We start from the raw sequence: 15,533 nt of genomic DNA, 5'->3' as shown, positions 1-15,533 counted from the left end.
GCCGCCGAGTCGGACGCGGCAATGAGCGGCATACCTCAGAGGCATATTGATACCTCTGAGGTATACCGCTACCCGGCACATCGACAGGTCGCGTAGGCGGTCGGGCCCTAGCGGACGGCGGCGAGGATCCGGTCCACCGGCTGGTCGGCGCGGAGCAGGACGGGGACGTCGGTCACCGTGGTGCCGCCGCCGGCCGCGCCGAGCGGGGAACCCACCGCCCCGGTCCGTCCGCCCGGTGTCGCCGGCACGCTCACCGGCGTGTTCGACGCCGACCAGAGCACCAGCGTGCTCGACCCGCCCCGAACGAACGCGACCCCGTGCAGCCTGCCGGCCACCGGGGCGGGCAGAGGGGTGACGGTGGCGTCCCGGGCCGCGTCGGCCAGGGCGGCCAGCATCCGGCCGGCGTCCCGTTCGGCGCCGTCCGGGTCGAGCAGGCCGTAGCGGACCTCGCTGCCGGCGGCGTTGTTCGGGTTGTACGCCAACGGCAGCCAACTGATCTCGCCGACCCCGCCGGCGACCAGCAGGGTGACCGTCTTGACCATCTCCGCCGCCCGGCTGGCCGTGTCACCGTCGCCGTCGCGCCAGAACTGCCCGACCTCCCACGCCTGGATCGGCACACCCGGCGGTGTGGTGGCGCGCAGGTAGTCCAGCAGCGGGGCCACCCCGCTGAAGTGCTCGTAGAAGTGCACCTGACGGACGTCGACGGTGCGGTCGGTCAGCAGCGACTCGGTCACCGCCAGGAAGCGCAGGCTGCGGCTGTTGGTCTCGGTGGCGAGCGCCCGGCGCAGCTGCGCCTCCCCGGTCACCGCCGGGATCTGCTGCCCCCGGGTGCCGACCCGGCGTTGGAAGTACGCCTGGTAGGCGGCGATGGCCTCGGGCACCCGACCGGCGCGTACCAGCCGGTCGGCGACACCCATGCCGTACGCGACGCTGCTGATGCCGGAGTCGACCACCCGCGCCTTCGGGTCGGTCGCGCGGATCGTCTCGGCGGCGGCCCGGACCAGCCGCGCGTACTCCTCGGGACTGCCGGCCCAGTAGCTCGGCGCGTTGACCTCGTTCTCGATGGCGTACTCCCGCACCCCGTACGGGCCGTAGCGCTGCACCACCGAGCGGACGAACCGCTGGTACGCGCCGAGATCGGTGGGCATCGCCGATTCGGTCTTCTTTGCCGTTCCCCGGGTGTAGCGGGCGGCGCCACCGGTCGCCCAGCACACGCCGGTGCGGATCTTCAGGTGCAGTGTGATGCCCAGCTCCCGGCTGCGCGACGCTATCTCGTCCAGCCCGGCCCAGTCGGCCTGCCCCGAGGTCCGTTCGATCTCGCACCAGGAGATCTCCTCGTACGTCGCCGAACCGGCGAGCCGGCGCAGGTACGGCTCGAACTGCTGGTACCGCGACCAGTCCCAGTGCGCGCCGAACGGGTTGCTCATCTGGTCGGCGGTGCGCCCCGGCGTGCCGACTCCGGGCGCCGCCGTCGTGGAGGGGGTGGCCGCCGGAGGCGGATCGTCGTCGCCGGCGGTGCAGCCGGCGGTGAGCAGAAGCGTGGCGGCGGCGACGGCGGTGGCGACCGCGCGCAGCCGGCCGGGGCGGGTCACCGGTAGCCCAGCGCGCGCAGGGTCGGACCGGAGAAGACCCAGACCAGCAGGCGGAGGAACGGGTCGAGTTCGCGGCGGTAGCTGCCCACCCGGGAGCCGTAGATCGGCGCGGTGTCGCCCACGGCCGCGCGTCGTCGCTCCGCCTCGGTGGTGTACTTCTGGGCCACGTCGTGCTGCTTGCTGTCGTAGTCGAGGATGCCGTCCTCCCAGGGCTCGCCGAGGAACTCGAAGAGGCCCCGCATCGCCTTCTCCGGCTCGCTGACCGCCTGCTCGTACCGCAGCTCGTAGTAGCGGTCCGCCGGCAGGGTGGCGCCGACCGCCCGCGCGGCGTGGATGTATCGCGGCCACTTGACCACGCACTTCACCGCCGACCAGTAGCCGAACCGTTTGCGGTGCGAGACCACCACGTCGCGTCCGTCCCGGATGAGGTGCACGATCTGGGCGTCCGGGAAGACCTCGGTGACGAAGTCGAGCGACATCGCGTACAGCGGGGTCTTGTCGGCCCACCGGGTCTTGCCTCGTGCGGCGGCGTAGTCGGCGTGCACACCGCCGAAGAAGTCCCGGATCCGGCGCAGCCAGTCCTCACGCGGAAAACCGAAGCGGGCCAGTCGTTCCCAGTCCCGGCCGACGATCCGTCGCAGGTCCGGCAGGAACCGGGTCTCCGGGCCGCAGCTGATCCGCGAGTGCGAGTCCAGGACGAGGCGCACCATAGTGGTGCCCGACCGCTGGCAGCCGACCAGGAAGATCGGCGCGGTACGGGTTCCGGTCTCACCCATTGTCGACCGCCTTCGTCGTCTCGGATCGGGCGTCGGCCGCGGCGCGGTCGAGCCGGCCGGTCAGCTCGTCGCAGTGGGCCCGGACGCCCGGGTCGATCGGTAGCCGACGGTGGCCCGCCGCGCCGTGCGACGTGCGCGGGGCGATGTGCGCGTGCAGCCCGGGATGGTAGGGGAAGTCGAGGAAGGCGCAGAGCCGCCGGAGCTGCGCGGCGGGCTGCGCGACCAGGCTGTCGTAGCGGCAGAGCAGCACGTCGGCCCGCCGGTTCAGGCCGAGCTGGAAGAACAGCGAGTTGCGGACGTACCAGAACAGCGCCGCGCCGCTGTGTGGATCCAACCGCTGCGGGTCGTGGGCCCGGATCAGCTCGATGGTGTCGGCGTCGAGGCGTTGCCCCTGCCACCGGCGGCCGATGCTGCCGTCGGCGATCGCGCGCAGGGCCCGCAGGTTCGCGTCACCGAACTTGGCGACCTCGGAGCGGGCCCGGTCGTCGACGTCGCGGTAGACCCAGAGCGCGCGCCCCGGCGTCACCCCCGGCAGGGCCAGCAACTCGTCCACGCGGTGGCTCTCGCAGAGCGGCTTGACCAGGACGTACGCGTGCCGGCTGCGGTGGAGGGTGGCGGTCAGCACCGGGTCCGGGCGCAGTTGGAAGCGGTGGAAGAGGGTGCTGTCGTTCTCGTTGCGGACCTCGACCTCGGGGGCGGCGTCCAGGCCCCGGACCAGCATGTTCGTGCCGGAGCGTTGCAGACCGACCAGGTAGACGGCCATCGCCGAGCCGGGCGTCCGGCCGTGCCGCCGTCGCCAGCGTCGCTTCGCCAGGGCGGTGCCGATCCGCTCGACCGGGTTGAGGCGGTCCTCCTCGATCAGCCGTCCGATCCCCTCGGTACGCGCCCAGCGCAGATGCCGCCGGACCCGCCGCGCGGTGTACGCGAGCGCGGAGACCTCGTCGTCGGCTGCCACGGTCCTCCTCGTCGGACACCGGCCCGGCCCCGCACCAGAGCGGGTGCGACCGGCGGCAGCCAGGCTATCGGGAGATCATGGTGGGAGGCCAGGCCGAGGACCGCACGGGCAGACGAAGATCACCCGTTCAGCCACATGCCAAACGTGAGCTGGACTCGCCGACCTGCCCTGCATACCGTGGGCCCTGGCCGGGGCGGGCAGACCCCGGTCATCACCTCCGGGCCCGGTTCGCCCGATCGACGTGAGCAGGGCGAGTCGATGCGCGTGCTGCATGTGAACAAGTTCCTCTACCGCCGTGGCGGCGCGGAGGGGTATCTGCTCGATCTCGCCGACCTGCAACGGGCTGCCGGCGACACGGTCGCCTACTTCGGCATGAGCCACCCGGAGAACGAGTCGCCCCTGCCGTACGCCGCGCGGTTCCCGTCCGAAGTGGAGTTGGAGCCGGCGCCGAGCGGGGTGCGGCCCCGCGCGGTGGCCGTCGGCCGGATGCTGTGGTCACCGACGAGCCGCCGCGGGCTGGCCCACGTGATCGACGACTTTCGGCCGGACGTGCTGCACCTGCACAACATCTACCACCAGCTCTCCCCATCGGTGCTCGCCGCGGCCCGCGCCGCCGGTGTGCCGTGCGTGCTGACCATGCACGACTACAAGCTCGCCTGCCCGAGCTACCAGTTGCTGGACCGGGGCCGCCCCTGCCAGGCGTGCGTCACCGGTGGCCCGTTGCAGGCGGCCCGTCGCCGCTGCAAGGACGGATCGCTGTCGCGCAGTGGCCTGCTCGCCGTCGAGTCCTGGTTGCACCGTCAGCTCGACGCGTACGACCCGGTGCAGCTCTTCGTCAGCCCGAGCGGGTTCCTGGCCGACGTGATGCGCCGCGCGGGTGTCTACCCGGACCGGTTGCGGGTGGTCAACCACTTCGTCGACCTGACCAGCGTCGCGGCCAAGCAGACGCCCGGCGGCGGTGTCGTCTTCGCCGGCCGGCTGGCGCCGGAGAAGGGTGTCGACGTGCTGATCGAGGCGGCCGCCGCGCTGCCGCCCGGAGTCAGCGTGGACATCGCCGGAGACGGCCCGGTCCGCCCGGAGTTGGAGGCGCTCGCCGCGCGGCGGGTGCCCGGCCGGGTCCGGTTCCACGGCCGTCTCGACAAGCCGCGCCTGCACGAGTTGATCCGGTCGGCGGCGGTGGTCGCCGTTCCGTCCCGGTGGCACGAGAACCAACCGATGGCGGTGCTGGAGGCGTTCGCCTGCGGTGTGCCGGTGGTCGCCACCGACCTGGGCGGGCTTCCCGAGCTGATCGAGCCCGAGCTGGATGGCCACGTCGTCGCCGCCGATGCGCCGACGGCCCTCGGCGACGCGCTGAACGACCTCCTGGCCGAGCCCGAACGGGCGTACCGGATGGGCCGGGCCGGCCGGGCGAAGATCGCCGCCCAGTTCGCCCCGGACCAGCACCTGGAGCGGATCCGTGGGCTGTACGCGGAGGCCGCCGAGGCGCTGCCGTCGCGGCGGCGGGCCGGCCGGGCCACCACCGGTGGGGGAGCGGCCCGGTGAACCCGGTACGGGTGCTCTACCTCGCCGGCAGTGGTCGCAGCGGCAGCACGCTGGTGACCACGGTCCTGGGACAGCTGCCGGGCTTCTTCGCGGCGGGCGAGCTGCGCTACCTGTGGCGACGCGGCATCCTGGAGAACCGACCCTGCGGCTGCGGCTCCCCGGTCGCCGACTGCCCGCTCTGGACCCGGGTGCGCGCCGACCTGACCGACGCCGACCCGGCCGGGATCGCCGCCCGGTTGGCCCAGCGGCTGCGGCTGCGCGGATTACCCGCACTGCTGCGCCGCCAGCGTCGGGGACAGCCGCCGGTCGCGGGTCACCCCGACGACACGCAGCTGGCCCGGCTCTACGCCTCGATCGCCGAGCACGCCCTGGCCGGCCGGTCGGACGGTGTCGTCGTCGACTCCTCCAAGCTGCCGCCGTACGGTGCCCTGCTCGGCAGCCTGCCCGGCATCGACCTGTACGTCCTGCACGTGGTGCGTGACCCGCGCGCCACCGCGTACTCCTGGCGGCGTCGACGCCCGCTGGACGGGCGCGCCGACGATGAGCTGATGAGCCGGCCACCGGTCGGCAAGGCCGCGCTGCTCTGGCTGGTCTGGAACACCGCGACCGTACGACTGTGGGGCGACCGCCGCCGTGCGCCCGGCCGCTACCTGCGGCTGCGGTACGAGGACTTCGTGACCGACCCGGCCGGCGCCACCGCCCGGATCGCCCGCTTCGTCGGCGCGACCCCCGACGAGCTTCCGTTCCCGACACCGGCAACGGTGCGGCTCACCCCCACCCACTCGGTGGCCGGCAATCCGTCGCGGCACCGCACCGGGCTGGTCGACGTGGTCGCCGACACCGAGTGGCTGACCGGGCTGCCCACCCGCGCGTACGCCGTGGTGACCGGGCTGACCGCCGTGGCCCTGGCCCGGTTCGGCTACCCGTTGCGCCGCCCGGCGGTCACCTCTCCCGCCGCCCGCCTCGCCGCGGACCCGGCCGTCTCCCCGTCACCCGCCACCCGGCAGGAAGGCTGAACGATGCTCTCACTGGTGGTGGGCACCGGTCGCTGTGGTTCGACCCTGGTCCAGGAGTTGCTCTCCCGGCATCCCGCGGTCGGCTTCGTCTCCGGCCTGGACGACAAACTGGCCCGGCTCAACCCCAAGGGCAGGTTCAACGGCGCGCTCTACCGGCGTTCGGCGCCGCGCCCGGCGGGGATGACCTCGCTGCGACACAGTCGACGGTTGCTGGAGCGGGGCCGGCTCCGGGTGGCGCCGTCGGAGGCGTACCACCTGCTCGACCGGCAGGTGCTGGCCGGCTTCTCCCGACCGTGTCGGGACCTGGTGGCCGAGGACCTGACCCCGTTCGTGGCCCGGCGGCTGCGGGCCTTCTTTGACGAGCGGATCGCGCGGCAGGGCTGTCAGCAGTTGGTGCAGCACGTCACGGGGTGGCCGCGGACCGGCCTGCTGCACGCCGCGTACCCGGAGCTGCGGGTGGTCAACGTGGTGCGCGACGGCCGGGCGGTGGCGAACTCGTGGCTCCAGATGGGCTGGTGGGACGGCTGGCGCGGGCCGGACAACTGGATCTACGGCCCGCTCCCGTCCGACCTGCGCGAGGAGTGGGCCGAGTCCGGTCGCTCCTTCCAGGTGCTCGCCGCGCTGGGCTGGAAGATGCTGATGGACGCCTTCGCGCAGGCCCGGCTGCGTCACCCGGCCGACCAGTGGCTGGACGTGCGCTACGAGGACCTGGTCGAGCAGCCGCGTGAGCAGGTCGGGCGGATGCTCGACTTCCTCGGCCTGCGTTGGTCGACCGCCTTCGAGAAGGGCTTCTCCCGGTACGACTTCACAGTGGGCCGGGCGGAGGCGTACCGGGACGAACTCAGCCGGGCGCAGCTCACCGCGATCGAACGGGTGCTGGAGAAGCCGCTGGCCGAGTGGGGCTACCCGGTCTAGGGGCGTCTGTCGCCGTCCTCGCTATCGACGGACGTCACGGGGGGCGGCTAATCTTTGGCCCCACACCATCGATGTGAGGAGATGCGATGGCGCGCCGTACCGGCCGACCCTCCTACCAGTTGGACAAGGCCGATGTGCGTCACCGCCGCACACTGCGCTTGGTGGCCGTCGCGTGCGTGATCGCACTGGTCACCGCGTTGCTGGGTGGGCTGATCGGCTACCAGTTGGGCCGCCCGGACGCGACCGAGGCGACCATCGCGAGCATCAAGCAGAACGAGGCGAAGCGGGACGCTCAGCAGATCGTGGAGCTGATCGAGACGGCCCGCCGCGTTCGCGACCAGGTCGCCCCGGTGCTGGCCGCCATCAAGACGGAGACGACCGCCGGACGTGCGCCCGACCCGGCGCAGGCGCGCCAGTGGCAGGGAGTCATGCGCCAGGCGGCCGAGCCGTTCGCCGACCCGCCGTCGGGGACCACCGCCACCAACGTGGCGCGCGGAGGGTTGCGCGGAGCGGTCCAGCAGGCGTCGCTGGCCGTCGACGCCTACGCGCTGGCGGCCGGCGTTCCGGCCGCGCAGCGTGCGGCCCTGCTGGACGTCACCGCGCGGCAGGCGGCCGAGGCCGCGACGATCTGGTCGGTCGCGGCGACCCAGCTCGACCAGATCAGCGTCGATTCCGGCCAGGGCCACCAGCATGTGTTCCTGGACACAGACCCCCACGAAGGGGCCCTCACCCCGGACGGGGCGGCCGAGGGAACCGGTGGCTGAGGCACCTTGCGGGGCAAGTGTCGGGTTTGCCGGCGGAGGTCGGCGTGCCGGGTCGGCCGAGCGGTCATGGCGTGATCTATGGGCGACCCGCCGGATCGGGTACGGTCGCTTATCGCAATGTCTATGAACCAGATTGGCTTTCCGTGCAATGGAAGCCGAATCGGAGGGACACAGCCGTGAGGTTCCCAAGCGCCGTCCGTCAGGCCGGCCTCGTCGTGGCCGTCGCCGCCCTGGCGTTGACCGCGGGTTGCGCGAAGAAGGACGACAGCGAGGTCCAGGCGAGCGGCGTCAAGCTGGTCGCGGCGGGCAAGCTGACCGTCTGCACCCACCTGCCGTACCCGCCGTTCCAGTCCAAGGACGCCAGCGGCAAGGTGACCGGCTTCGACGTCGATATCATGGACCTGGTCGCCAAGGAGCTCGGCGTCGAGCAGACAATCATCGACACCCCGTTCGAGGGGATCAAGTCCGGCCAGGACCTCAACACCGGCAAGTGCGACGCGGCCGCCGCCGGCATGACCATCACCGAGGAGCGGCGGAAGGTGGTCGACTTCTCCGATCCCTACTTCGACGCCACCCAGGCGATGCTGGTGAAGACCGGCAAGACGTACAAGTCGCTCGACGACCTCAAGGGCAGGAAGCTCGGCGTCCAGGCGGCCACCACGGGTCGTGACTACGCCAAGAAGCTCGAGGCGGAGAAGGGCCTGAAGCTCGTCGAGTTCGAGGACCTCGCCGCCCTCCAGCAGGCCGTCTCCAACGGCCAGGTCGAGGCCGCCATCAACGACCTGCCGGTCTGGACCGAGTACCTGAAGGAGAACCCGGGCGGGTTCGAGGTGGCCGCCGAGTTCGACACCGGCGAGCAGTACGGCTTCCCCGTCAAGAAGGACACCAACCCGGAGTTGCTCAAGAAGATCAACGAGGTGCTGGCCAAGGCCAAGCAGGACGGCACGTACAACACGATCTACGAGAAGTGGATCGGTAAGCAGCCGAGCGCCTGAGCGCCACGCACTACCGGAGGGCGCGCGTCCCGCGCGCCCTCCGACGTCGGTAACCTCCGGGAAGGCAACGAGCGAACGTGAAGCTGCGACGCCGCCAGCGGGAGCGGCTGTCCCTCGGGCTCCAGTACCTGGTCTTCATCGCCATCATCGCCACGGTGCTCGTCGCCGCGGACTGGGACAGGTTGGCCGACGCGTTCTTCCGCGTCGACATCATCAAGTCGATGTTCCCGACGATCATCACCGTCGCGCTGCGCAACACCATCCTCTACACGCTGGGCGCGTTCGCCTTCGGCCTCGTCTTCGGCACCATCCTGGCGCTGATGCGCCTGTCCCGGGTGGCGCCGTACCGCTGGGTGGCGACGGCGTACATCGAGCTGTTCCGGGGTCTGCCCGCACTGCTGGTGCTCTTCCTCGTCGGGTACGGCATCCCGATCGCCTTCCCGGAGCGCGAGATTCCGGGAGGGGTGTTCGGTTCGATCGCGATCGGCCTCGGGTTGACCGCCGCGGCGTACATGGCGGAGACGATCCGGGCCGGCATCCAGGCCGTGCCGAAGGGCCAGATGGAGGCGGCGCGGACCCTCGGCATGTCGCACTTCACCGCCATGCGCACGATCGTCATCCCGCAGGCGTTCCGGATCGTGATCCCGCCGCTGACGAACGAGCTCATCCTGCTCACCAAGGACTCCTCGCTGGCCTACGTGCTCGGGGTGACGGCGCAGACGATCGAGATCACCAAGTTCGGTCGGGACATGCTCAACGACCGGGTGAACGCGACCCCGCTGCTGGTGGCCGGCCTCGCCTACCTGGTGATCACCCTGCCGCTGTCGCAGGTGGTACGACGCCTCGAACTCCGCTACGCCAAGGCTCGGTGACCCCGATGACGACCACCCCTCCCCGCCCCGCCGTGGAGATCCGCGACCTGCACAAGTCCTTCGGGCCGCTCAAGGTGCTCAAGGGCATCGACTTCGAGGTCGGCCAGGGCGAGGTGGTCTGCGTCATCGGGCCGTCCGGCTCCGGCAAGTCGACCCTGCTGCGCTGCGTCGACCTGCTGGAGGAGCCGACCGCCGGCAAGATCTGGGTGAACGGGGTCGAGATGACCGACCCGGACGTTGAGATCGACGCGGTCCGCCGCGGCATCGGCATGGTGTTCCAGTCGTTCAACCTGTTTCCGCACCTGACCGTCCTGAACAACCTCACCATCGCCCAGCGCCGGGTGCTCCGGCGAGGTCGGGCCGAGGCCGAGCGGATCGCCCGTGCCAACCTGGAGCGCGTCGGGCTGACCGACAAGGCCGACGCCTTTCCGGCCCAGCTCTCCGGTGGGCAGCAGCAGCGGGCGGCGATCGCCCGGTCGCTGTCGATGGAGCCGAAGCTGATGCTCTTCGACGAGCCGACCTCCGCGCTCGATCCGGAGCTCGTCGGCGACGTGCTCACCGTCATGCGCAAGCTGGCCGAGGACGGCATGACGATGATGGTGGTCACCCACGAGATGGCGTTCGCCCGCGACGTCGCCGACCGGGTCGTCTTCATGGATGGTGGCGTCGTGGTCGAGCAGGGGCCGCCGCAGGAGGTGCTGGGCGCGCCGAAGCACGAACGGACCCGCGCGTTCCTCTCCCGGGTCCTCAACCCGACCCACGTCGCGCAGCTCGGTCAGCCGGACCAGTCGCCCGCGCCGTCGGCCGCCCCCGGTCTGCCGGCGGATGACCGCCACCTCCTCTGACAGACATCTTCCGTACGCCTGACCGCCGGGTTGCCGCATTGACGGCAGCCCGGCGTCTGCTTGTGTGTCAGCTTCATGTCAATCGACCGACGTCGTGATGTCAAGGTAATCTTCTTGCAATCAGAGCTGTACTTTCGTCGATGGATTACATAAGTTGCTGTCATCCATAGAAAGCTTTGAGTCTTCCGAGCAAAGTCCGCGACGAGCCTCACCCTCAGTCGTGCCACCGCCCCCGCGCTCGGGTCGATGCACCCTGTCCTCGTCGCGTCTTCGCCCGGTTGGGAACGGAGACCCATGGACGATCACGCTGGTGGCCCTCACCGCCACCTGTCCCGCAGATCGCTGATCGCCACCGGCGCGCTCGCCGCCGGGGCGTTGGGCGCGTCCGCCCCAACGATCGGCACCGCGTTCGGTGGCAGCCCCGCCCGGGCCGCCGCCGGTGTCACCAAGAAGATCACCATCTACGCCGAGCAGTTGCCCGGCAACCTGTTCGGGTACGGCCTGGCGCCCGGTCAGGCCACCGTTCCGGGCCCGATCCTGGAGATGTACGAGGGTGACACGCTGGAGATCACCCTGGTCAACACCACCAACCAGCGGCTGTCCATCCATCCGCACGGGGTGGACTACAGCACCGAGTCCGACGGCAGTCCGTTCAACGCCTCGTTCAACAACCCGGGTGAGACGCGGACGTACGTCTGGCGCTCCCACGAGATGGTGGCCGCGGCCGGCCGGCGGTACATGCCGGGCAGCGCCGGCTACTGGCACTACCACGATCACGCGATGGGTACCGACCACGGCACCGGCGGTGTCGCGAAGGGACTGTACGGCGCGCTGATCGTTCGACGGCGTGGCGACATCCTGCCGTCGAAGCAGTTCACGGCCGTGTTCCACGACATGATGATCAACAACAAGATGGCTCCGGCGACCCCGATGTTCGAGGCGAACCTGGGCGAGCGGGTCGAGTGGATCGCCATCGGCCACGGCAACCTGTTCCACACCTTCCACCTGCACGCGCATCGCTGGGCGGACAACCGCACCGGGATGTTGGAGGGGCCGAGCGACCCGAGCCTGGTGGTCGACAACAAGGACCTCAACCCCGGCAGCTCGTTCGGTTTCCAGGTGCTGGCCGGAGAGGGCGTCGGACCCGGCGCGTGGATGTACCACTGCCACGTGCAGACGCACTCCGACGGCGGCATGGCCGGGATCTTCCTGGTGCGCAACGCCGACGGCAGCATGCCGCCGGGTGCCGAGGAGGCGATCCACCGGTTCCAGGGCCACACCCACACGCACGGAAGCTGACCGAACCGAAAGTGGGGACGGGCATGACCAGAAAACTACGACGAACCCTTGCCGCGGTAGCGGCCTTGGCGACACTGCTCCCGGCAACGACGGCGGCCGCGGCCGCACCACGAACGGCGGCCGCCCCGCAGGCGGCACAGCCGCAGCAGACCGCGGTCCTGGTGTTCCACGGCCCGGTGGCCGAGCAACAGGACCCGGTTTCTCGCGCGGTGGACACCATCAAACAGCTTGGTGCCGTTCATGACATCGATGTCACGGCCACCACGGACCCGGGCGCCTTCACCGCGGCCGGGCTGTCCGCGTACCGCAGCGTGGTCTTTCTCTCCGCGACGGGCGCCGCGCTCAACCGCGACCAGGAGTCGGCGCTCCAGAACTACGTCAAGGCCGGCGGCGGTTTCGTCGGCATCGCCGACGCCGCCCGAGCCCAGGTCGACTCGACCTGGTTCACCGGGCTGATCGGCACCCGCCCGGCCGGCGCCATCCCGGTCGCCGAGCCGGTGACCCGGGTGACCGCCAGCGGCGAGAACCCGCCCAACGAGACCAAGGAGAAGCTGACCGACGGCGACGCCAACACGAAGTGGCTGGTCCGCACCCCGACCGCCTGGGTGGCGTACGAGTTGAGCGCACCGAAGAAAATCACCGGGTACGCGCTCACGTCGGCCAACGACTCCTCAGGTCGGGACCCGAAGGACTGGACCCTGCAGGGCTCCACGGACGGTCAGAGCTGGACCGACCTGGACCGCCGCACCGGGCAGACCTTCCCGGACCGGTACCAGACCCGGCGGTTCGACATCGCCGCGCCGCAGGAGTTCACGCGCTACCGGCTGAACGTCACAGCGAACAGCGGTGAACCGCTGGTCCAACTCGCCGACCTGCGCCTGTTCACCGGCAGCACCACCGCCCCGGAGCCGCCCGCGGTGAACCGCGCGGTGGTGAACATCCTGGACCGCAAGCACCCGGCCACCGCGTCGCTGCCGATGACCATCACCCGGTCCGACCGCTGGGAGAACTGGGACCCGAACCCGATCGGCACCGTGCACACCCTCGCCCAGGTCGAGGAGCGGCACTACAACCCGGGGGCAGCCGCCAACGGCGCCTTCCACCCGGTGTCCTGGTGCCGGGACTACGACGGCGGCCGGTCGTTCTACACCGGCATGGGCCACACCGAGGGCAGCTACGGCGAGGAGGCGTTCCGCACGCACCTCGCCGGCGCTCTCAACTGGACCACCGGTCGGGTACGCGGCGACTGCCAGGCCACCATCGCCGCTAACTACAAGGTGGAGCGACTCACCGCAGCCAACCAGACCGGGCAGCTGGACCAGATCGGCGAGCCGCACGGGCTCACCATCGCGCCGGACGGCACTGTCTTCTACGTCGGCAAGGCGGCCTGCCCGAGCGGCCCGATCGCGGACTGGAACAACCCGAAGGTCGGCCTGGGCTGCGGCACCATCCACTCCTGGGACCCGCGCACCAAGCAGGTCAAGCTGCTCACCACGCTTGAGGTGATGGGCAACCGGGGCAGCGGCTCCGAGTTGGTCAAGAACGAGGAGGGTCTGCTCGGCATCGTGCCCGACCCCGCGTTCGCCGAGAACGGCTGGCTCTACGTCTACTGGATGCCGCACGACTCGGTCGACCGGGTGAAGCGGGTCGGTCAGCGAACCGTCTCGCGGTTCACCTACGACCGTCAGGCGCAGACCATCGACCAGGCCACCCGCAAGGACCTGTTGCAGTTCCCGGTGCAGATCCACAGCTGCTGCCACGCCGGCGGCGGCATGGCGTTCGACGCCAAGGGCAACCTCTACGTCGGCTCCGGCGACAACAACTCCTCGGAGGGGTCGCAGGGCTACGCCGGCAACAACTGGACCCAGGAGTACCAGGGGATCTCGTTCCAGGACGCCCGCCGCACGTCGGGTAACACCAACGACCTCGCCGGCAAGATCATCCGGATTCACCCGGAGCAGGACGGCACGTACACCATCCCGGAGGGCAACCTGTTCCCACCGGGCACGGAGAAGACCCGACCGGAGATCTACGTGATGGGCGTACGCAACATCGCCCGCCTTCAGATCGACCCGGTGCACCAGTGGCTGACCGCCGGTTGGGTCGGCCCGGACGCCTCGTCGCCCAGCCCCACCCTGGGCCCGGCGAAGTACGAGACGGCCACCATCATCACCTCCGCCGGTAACCAGGGCTGGCCGTACTGCATGGGCAACCGGCAGCCGTACCGCGACCGCAGCAACGCCGACGCGACAGTGCTGACCGGCTGGTACGACTGCGACAACCTGAAAAACGAGTCACCGCGTAACACCGGACTGGTGGACATCCCGGCGGCCCGGGACAACATGATCTGGTATTCGCCCGACGGCGGCGGCCCGGTGTTCCCGAAGCGGACCGACGGCAGCGGCCTGCCGACCTACATGGCGGCCGACGCCACCTACACGCAGCCGTATCTGCGCGGCGGCGGGCAGGCCATCATGTCCGGCCCGACGTACCACCGCAGCCTCGTCGACACCGCCAGCGGCGTGGCGTGGCCTGAGCACTGGGACGGCAAGTGGTTCATCGGCGACCAGTCGAACGCCGCCAACCGGGTCGCGGTCACCGTCGACCCGGCCGGCGTGCCGCAGGCGACCCCACCGGTGTACGCCGAGTCGCTGCGGGCCATCATCCCTGGTGGCAACGGCGACAACCGGTTGCAGAGCTGGATGGACGCGAAGTTCGGCCCGGACGGCGCGCTCTATCTGCTCGACTACGGCGGCGGCTTCTTCAGCCTGCACGCGAACCAGAAGCTGATCCGGATCACCTACACCGGCGGGGCGCCCACCCCGGCGCCGGCGGCGACCTCGGTCGCCGTGCAGAACAAGCCGCTGACCATCGCCTTCACCGGGTCCCGCTCCGGCGGCGTCAGCCACCGCTGGGAGTTCGGCGACGGCGCCACGTCAACCGAGGCGGACCCCCGGCACACGTACGCCACTGTCGGCACCTACACCGCGAAGCTCACCGTCACGTACGCCGACGGTCAGACCGCGACGGTGCAGACCACTGTGACGGTGGGCTGCGCGGTGCCCGACGACAGGTCGACGGTGTGGCTCGGCGACACCGACACCGGGGTGCCCAGTCGCACGGTCGGGCAGGGTTGCACGGCCAACGACCTGATCGACGACGAGAGCACCTGGACCGACCACAACGGTTTCGTCCGGCACGTCACCGCGGTGGCCCGCGCGTTGCAGGACGACGACCTGCTCAGCACCCGCGAAGCGGGCACCCTCACCCGCCTGGCCGCCGCGTCGGAGATCGGCCGGGACGGGCACACCGGGTACGAGCCGCTCTTCGACGGCACCGCCGAGTCGCTGCGCGGCTGGCAGCAGGCACCGTCGGGACAGTTCGGCATCCAACCGGACGGGTCGCTGCGCTCCAGCGGCGGCCTGGGCATGCTCTGGCACACCAAGGAGCTGGGCGACTTCTCGCTGAAGTTGCAGTTCCGGGACATCGCGCCGGGCACCGGCCGGGCCAACACCGGAGTCTTCATCCGGTTCCCGGATCTGCGAACGCCCCTCGACCAGCGGCCACCGGACAGCTGCGGCACGGTCGGGTCGGCGCGGACCTCGCCGGCCTGGATGGCGATCTACTGCGGACACGAGATCCAGATCTACGACGGTGACACCGGTGAGCCGCAGAAGACGGGCTCGGTCTACAACTTCGACCCGGTGCCGCTGGCCCAGGCCGGCGTGACGCCGAAGAACGAGTGGAACGACTACGAGATCCGCGCCGTCGGGCAGCACTACACGATGATCCGCAACGGCGTGGTGATCAACGAGTTCGACAACACGCCGGGCAAGCAGTCGTCGCGCGCCGGCGACCCGCCGACCGACCTGCGGCAGTTCCTGCGCGGCTTCATCGGCCTGCAGAACCACGGTGACAACGACCTGACCGAGTTCCGCAACATTCGTGCGCGGGAACTCTAG

General features: G+C 70.7%; 12 protein-coding genes. 9 read left to right on the top strand and 3 right to left on the bottom strand.

The annotated features are described in order from the left end of the window. Positions 1-107: 107 nt before the first annotated feature. From FB453_RS15335 to FB453_RS34225, 3 genes are read right to left on the bottom strand one after another with little or no spacing between them, the layout of a single operon-like run. On the bottom strand, positions 108-1,592 hold the full coding sequence (locus FB453_RS15335; protein ID WP_145790830.1) for a hypothetical protein: 1,485 nt from the start codon (positions 1,590-1,592) through the stop codon (positions 108-110). Continuing rightward, the gene (locus FB453_RS15330; protein WP_145790828.1) at positions 1,589-2,368 is read right to left on the bottom strand and encodes a sulfotransferase family protein; all 780 of its coding nucleotides are present in this window, start codon (positions 2,366-2,368) and stop codon (positions 1,589-1,591) included. Before FB453_RS15330 ends, FB453_RS15335 begins: the two co-directional genes overlap by 4 nt. After that, entirely contained in the window at positions 2,361-3,323 is a 963-nt protein-coding gene (locus FB453_RS34225; protein ID WP_186718296.1) for a sulfotransferase family protein, read from the bottom strand. Before FB453_RS34225 ends, FB453_RS15330 begins: the two co-directional genes overlap by 8 nt. Positions 3,324-3,581: 258 nt before the next feature. Between FB453_RS34225 and FB453_RS34220 the strand changes: the two genes are divergently transcribed. From FB453_RS34220 to FB453_RS15285, 9 genes are all read left to right on the top strand, one after another. Beyond that, positions 3,582-4,865 carry a glycosyltransferase gene (locus tag FB453_RS34220; protein ID WP_186718294.1) on the top strand — a complete coding sequence of 428 codons (1,284 nt, stop codon included), beginning with the start codon at positions 3,582-3,584 and terminating at the stop codon, positions 4,863-4,865. Next, the gene (locus FB453_RS15320) at positions 4,862-5,881 is read left to right on the top strand and encodes a sulfotransferase family protein (RefSeq protein WP_145790824.1); all 1,020 of its coding nucleotides are present in this window, start codon (positions 4,862-4,864) and stop codon (positions 5,879-5,881) included. Before FB453_RS34220 ends, FB453_RS15320 begins: the two co-directional genes overlap by 4 nt. Positions 5,882-5,884: 3 nt before the next feature. After that, on the top strand, positions 5,885-6,796 hold the full coding sequence (locus tag FB453_RS15315; RefSeq protein ID WP_145790822.1) for a sulfotransferase family protein: 912 nt from the start codon (positions 5,885-5,887) through the stop codon (positions 6,794-6,796). A gap of 86 nt (positions 6,797-6,882) precedes the next feature. Further along, a complete protein-coding gene (locus tag FB453_RS15310) occupies positions 6,883-7,560 on the top strand; it encodes a hypothetical protein (RefSeq protein ID WP_145790820.1) in 678 nt (225 codons plus the stop codon). A gap of 176 nt (positions 7,561-7,736) precedes the next feature. Next, entirely contained in the window at positions 7,737-8,555 is an 819-nt protein-coding gene (locus FB453_RS15305) for a basic amino acid ABC transporter substrate-binding protein (protein WP_145790818.1), read from the top strand. Positions 8,556-8,632: 77 nt separating this feature from the next. Continuing rightward, positions 8,633-9,427, top strand: coding sequence for an amino acid ABC transporter permease (locus FB453_RS15300; protein ID WP_091406922.1), 795 nt, complete (start codon positions 8,633-8,635; stop codon positions 9,425-9,427). A gap of 5 nt (positions 9,428-9,432) precedes the next feature. After that, positions 9,433-10,272, top strand: coding sequence for an amino acid ABC transporter ATP-binding protein (locus tag FB453_RS15295; protein WP_145790816.1), 840 nt, complete (start codon positions 9,433-9,435; stop codon positions 10,270-10,272). Between the two features lie 294 nt (positions 10,273-10,566). Further along, the gene (locus tag FB453_RS15290) at positions 10,567-11,571 is read left to right on the top strand and encodes a multicopper oxidase domain-containing protein (RefSeq protein WP_091406920.1); all 1,005 of its coding nucleotides are present in this window, start codon (positions 10,567-10,569) and stop codon (positions 11,569-11,571) included. Positions 11,572-11,594: 23 nt separating this feature from the next. After that, positions 11,595-15,533 (top strand): ThuA domain-containing protein, encoded by a 3,939-nt coding sequence (locus FB453_RS15285; protein WP_145790814.1) that lies wholly within the window; start codon positions 11,595-11,597, stop codon positions 15,531-15,533.

The sequence above is a fragment of the Micromonospora sp. CNZ322 genome (genome assembly GCF_007827755.1).
The sequence above is the reverse complement of the archived record's forward strand: the minus strand, read 5'-3'. Positions and strand labels throughout refer to the sequence as shown.

Bases quoted from the DNA above. Each gene is read 5' to 3' on its own strand.
- FB453_RS15330 (WP_145790828.1), bottom strand. From the start codon at position 2,368: ATGGGTGAGACCGGAACCCGTACCGCGCCGATCTTCCTGGTCGGCTGC.
- FB453_RS34220 (WP_186718294.1), top strand. From the start codon at position 3,582: ATGCGCGTGCTGCATGTGAACAAGTTCCTCTACCGCCGTGGCGGCGCG.
- FB453_RS15315 (WP_145790822.1), top strand. From the start codon at position 5,885: ATGCTCTCACTGGTGGTGGGCACCGGTCGCTGTGGTTCGACCCTGGTC.
- FB453_RS15310 (WP_145790820.1), top strand. From the start codon at position 6,883: ATGGCGCGCCGTACCGGCCGACCCTCCTACCAGTTGGACAAGGCCGAT.
- FB453_RS15295 (WP_145790816.1), top strand. From the start codon at position 9,433: ATGACGACCACCCCTCCCCGCCCCGCCGTGGAGATCCGCGACCTGCAC.
- FB453_RS15290 (WP_091406920.1), top strand. From the start codon at position 10,567: ATGGACGATCACGCTGGTGGCCCTCACCGCCACCTGTCCCGCAGATCG.
- FB453_RS15285 (WP_145790814.1), top strand. From the start codon at position 11,595: ATGACCAGAAAACTACGACGAACCCTTGCCGCGGTAGCGGCCTTGGCG.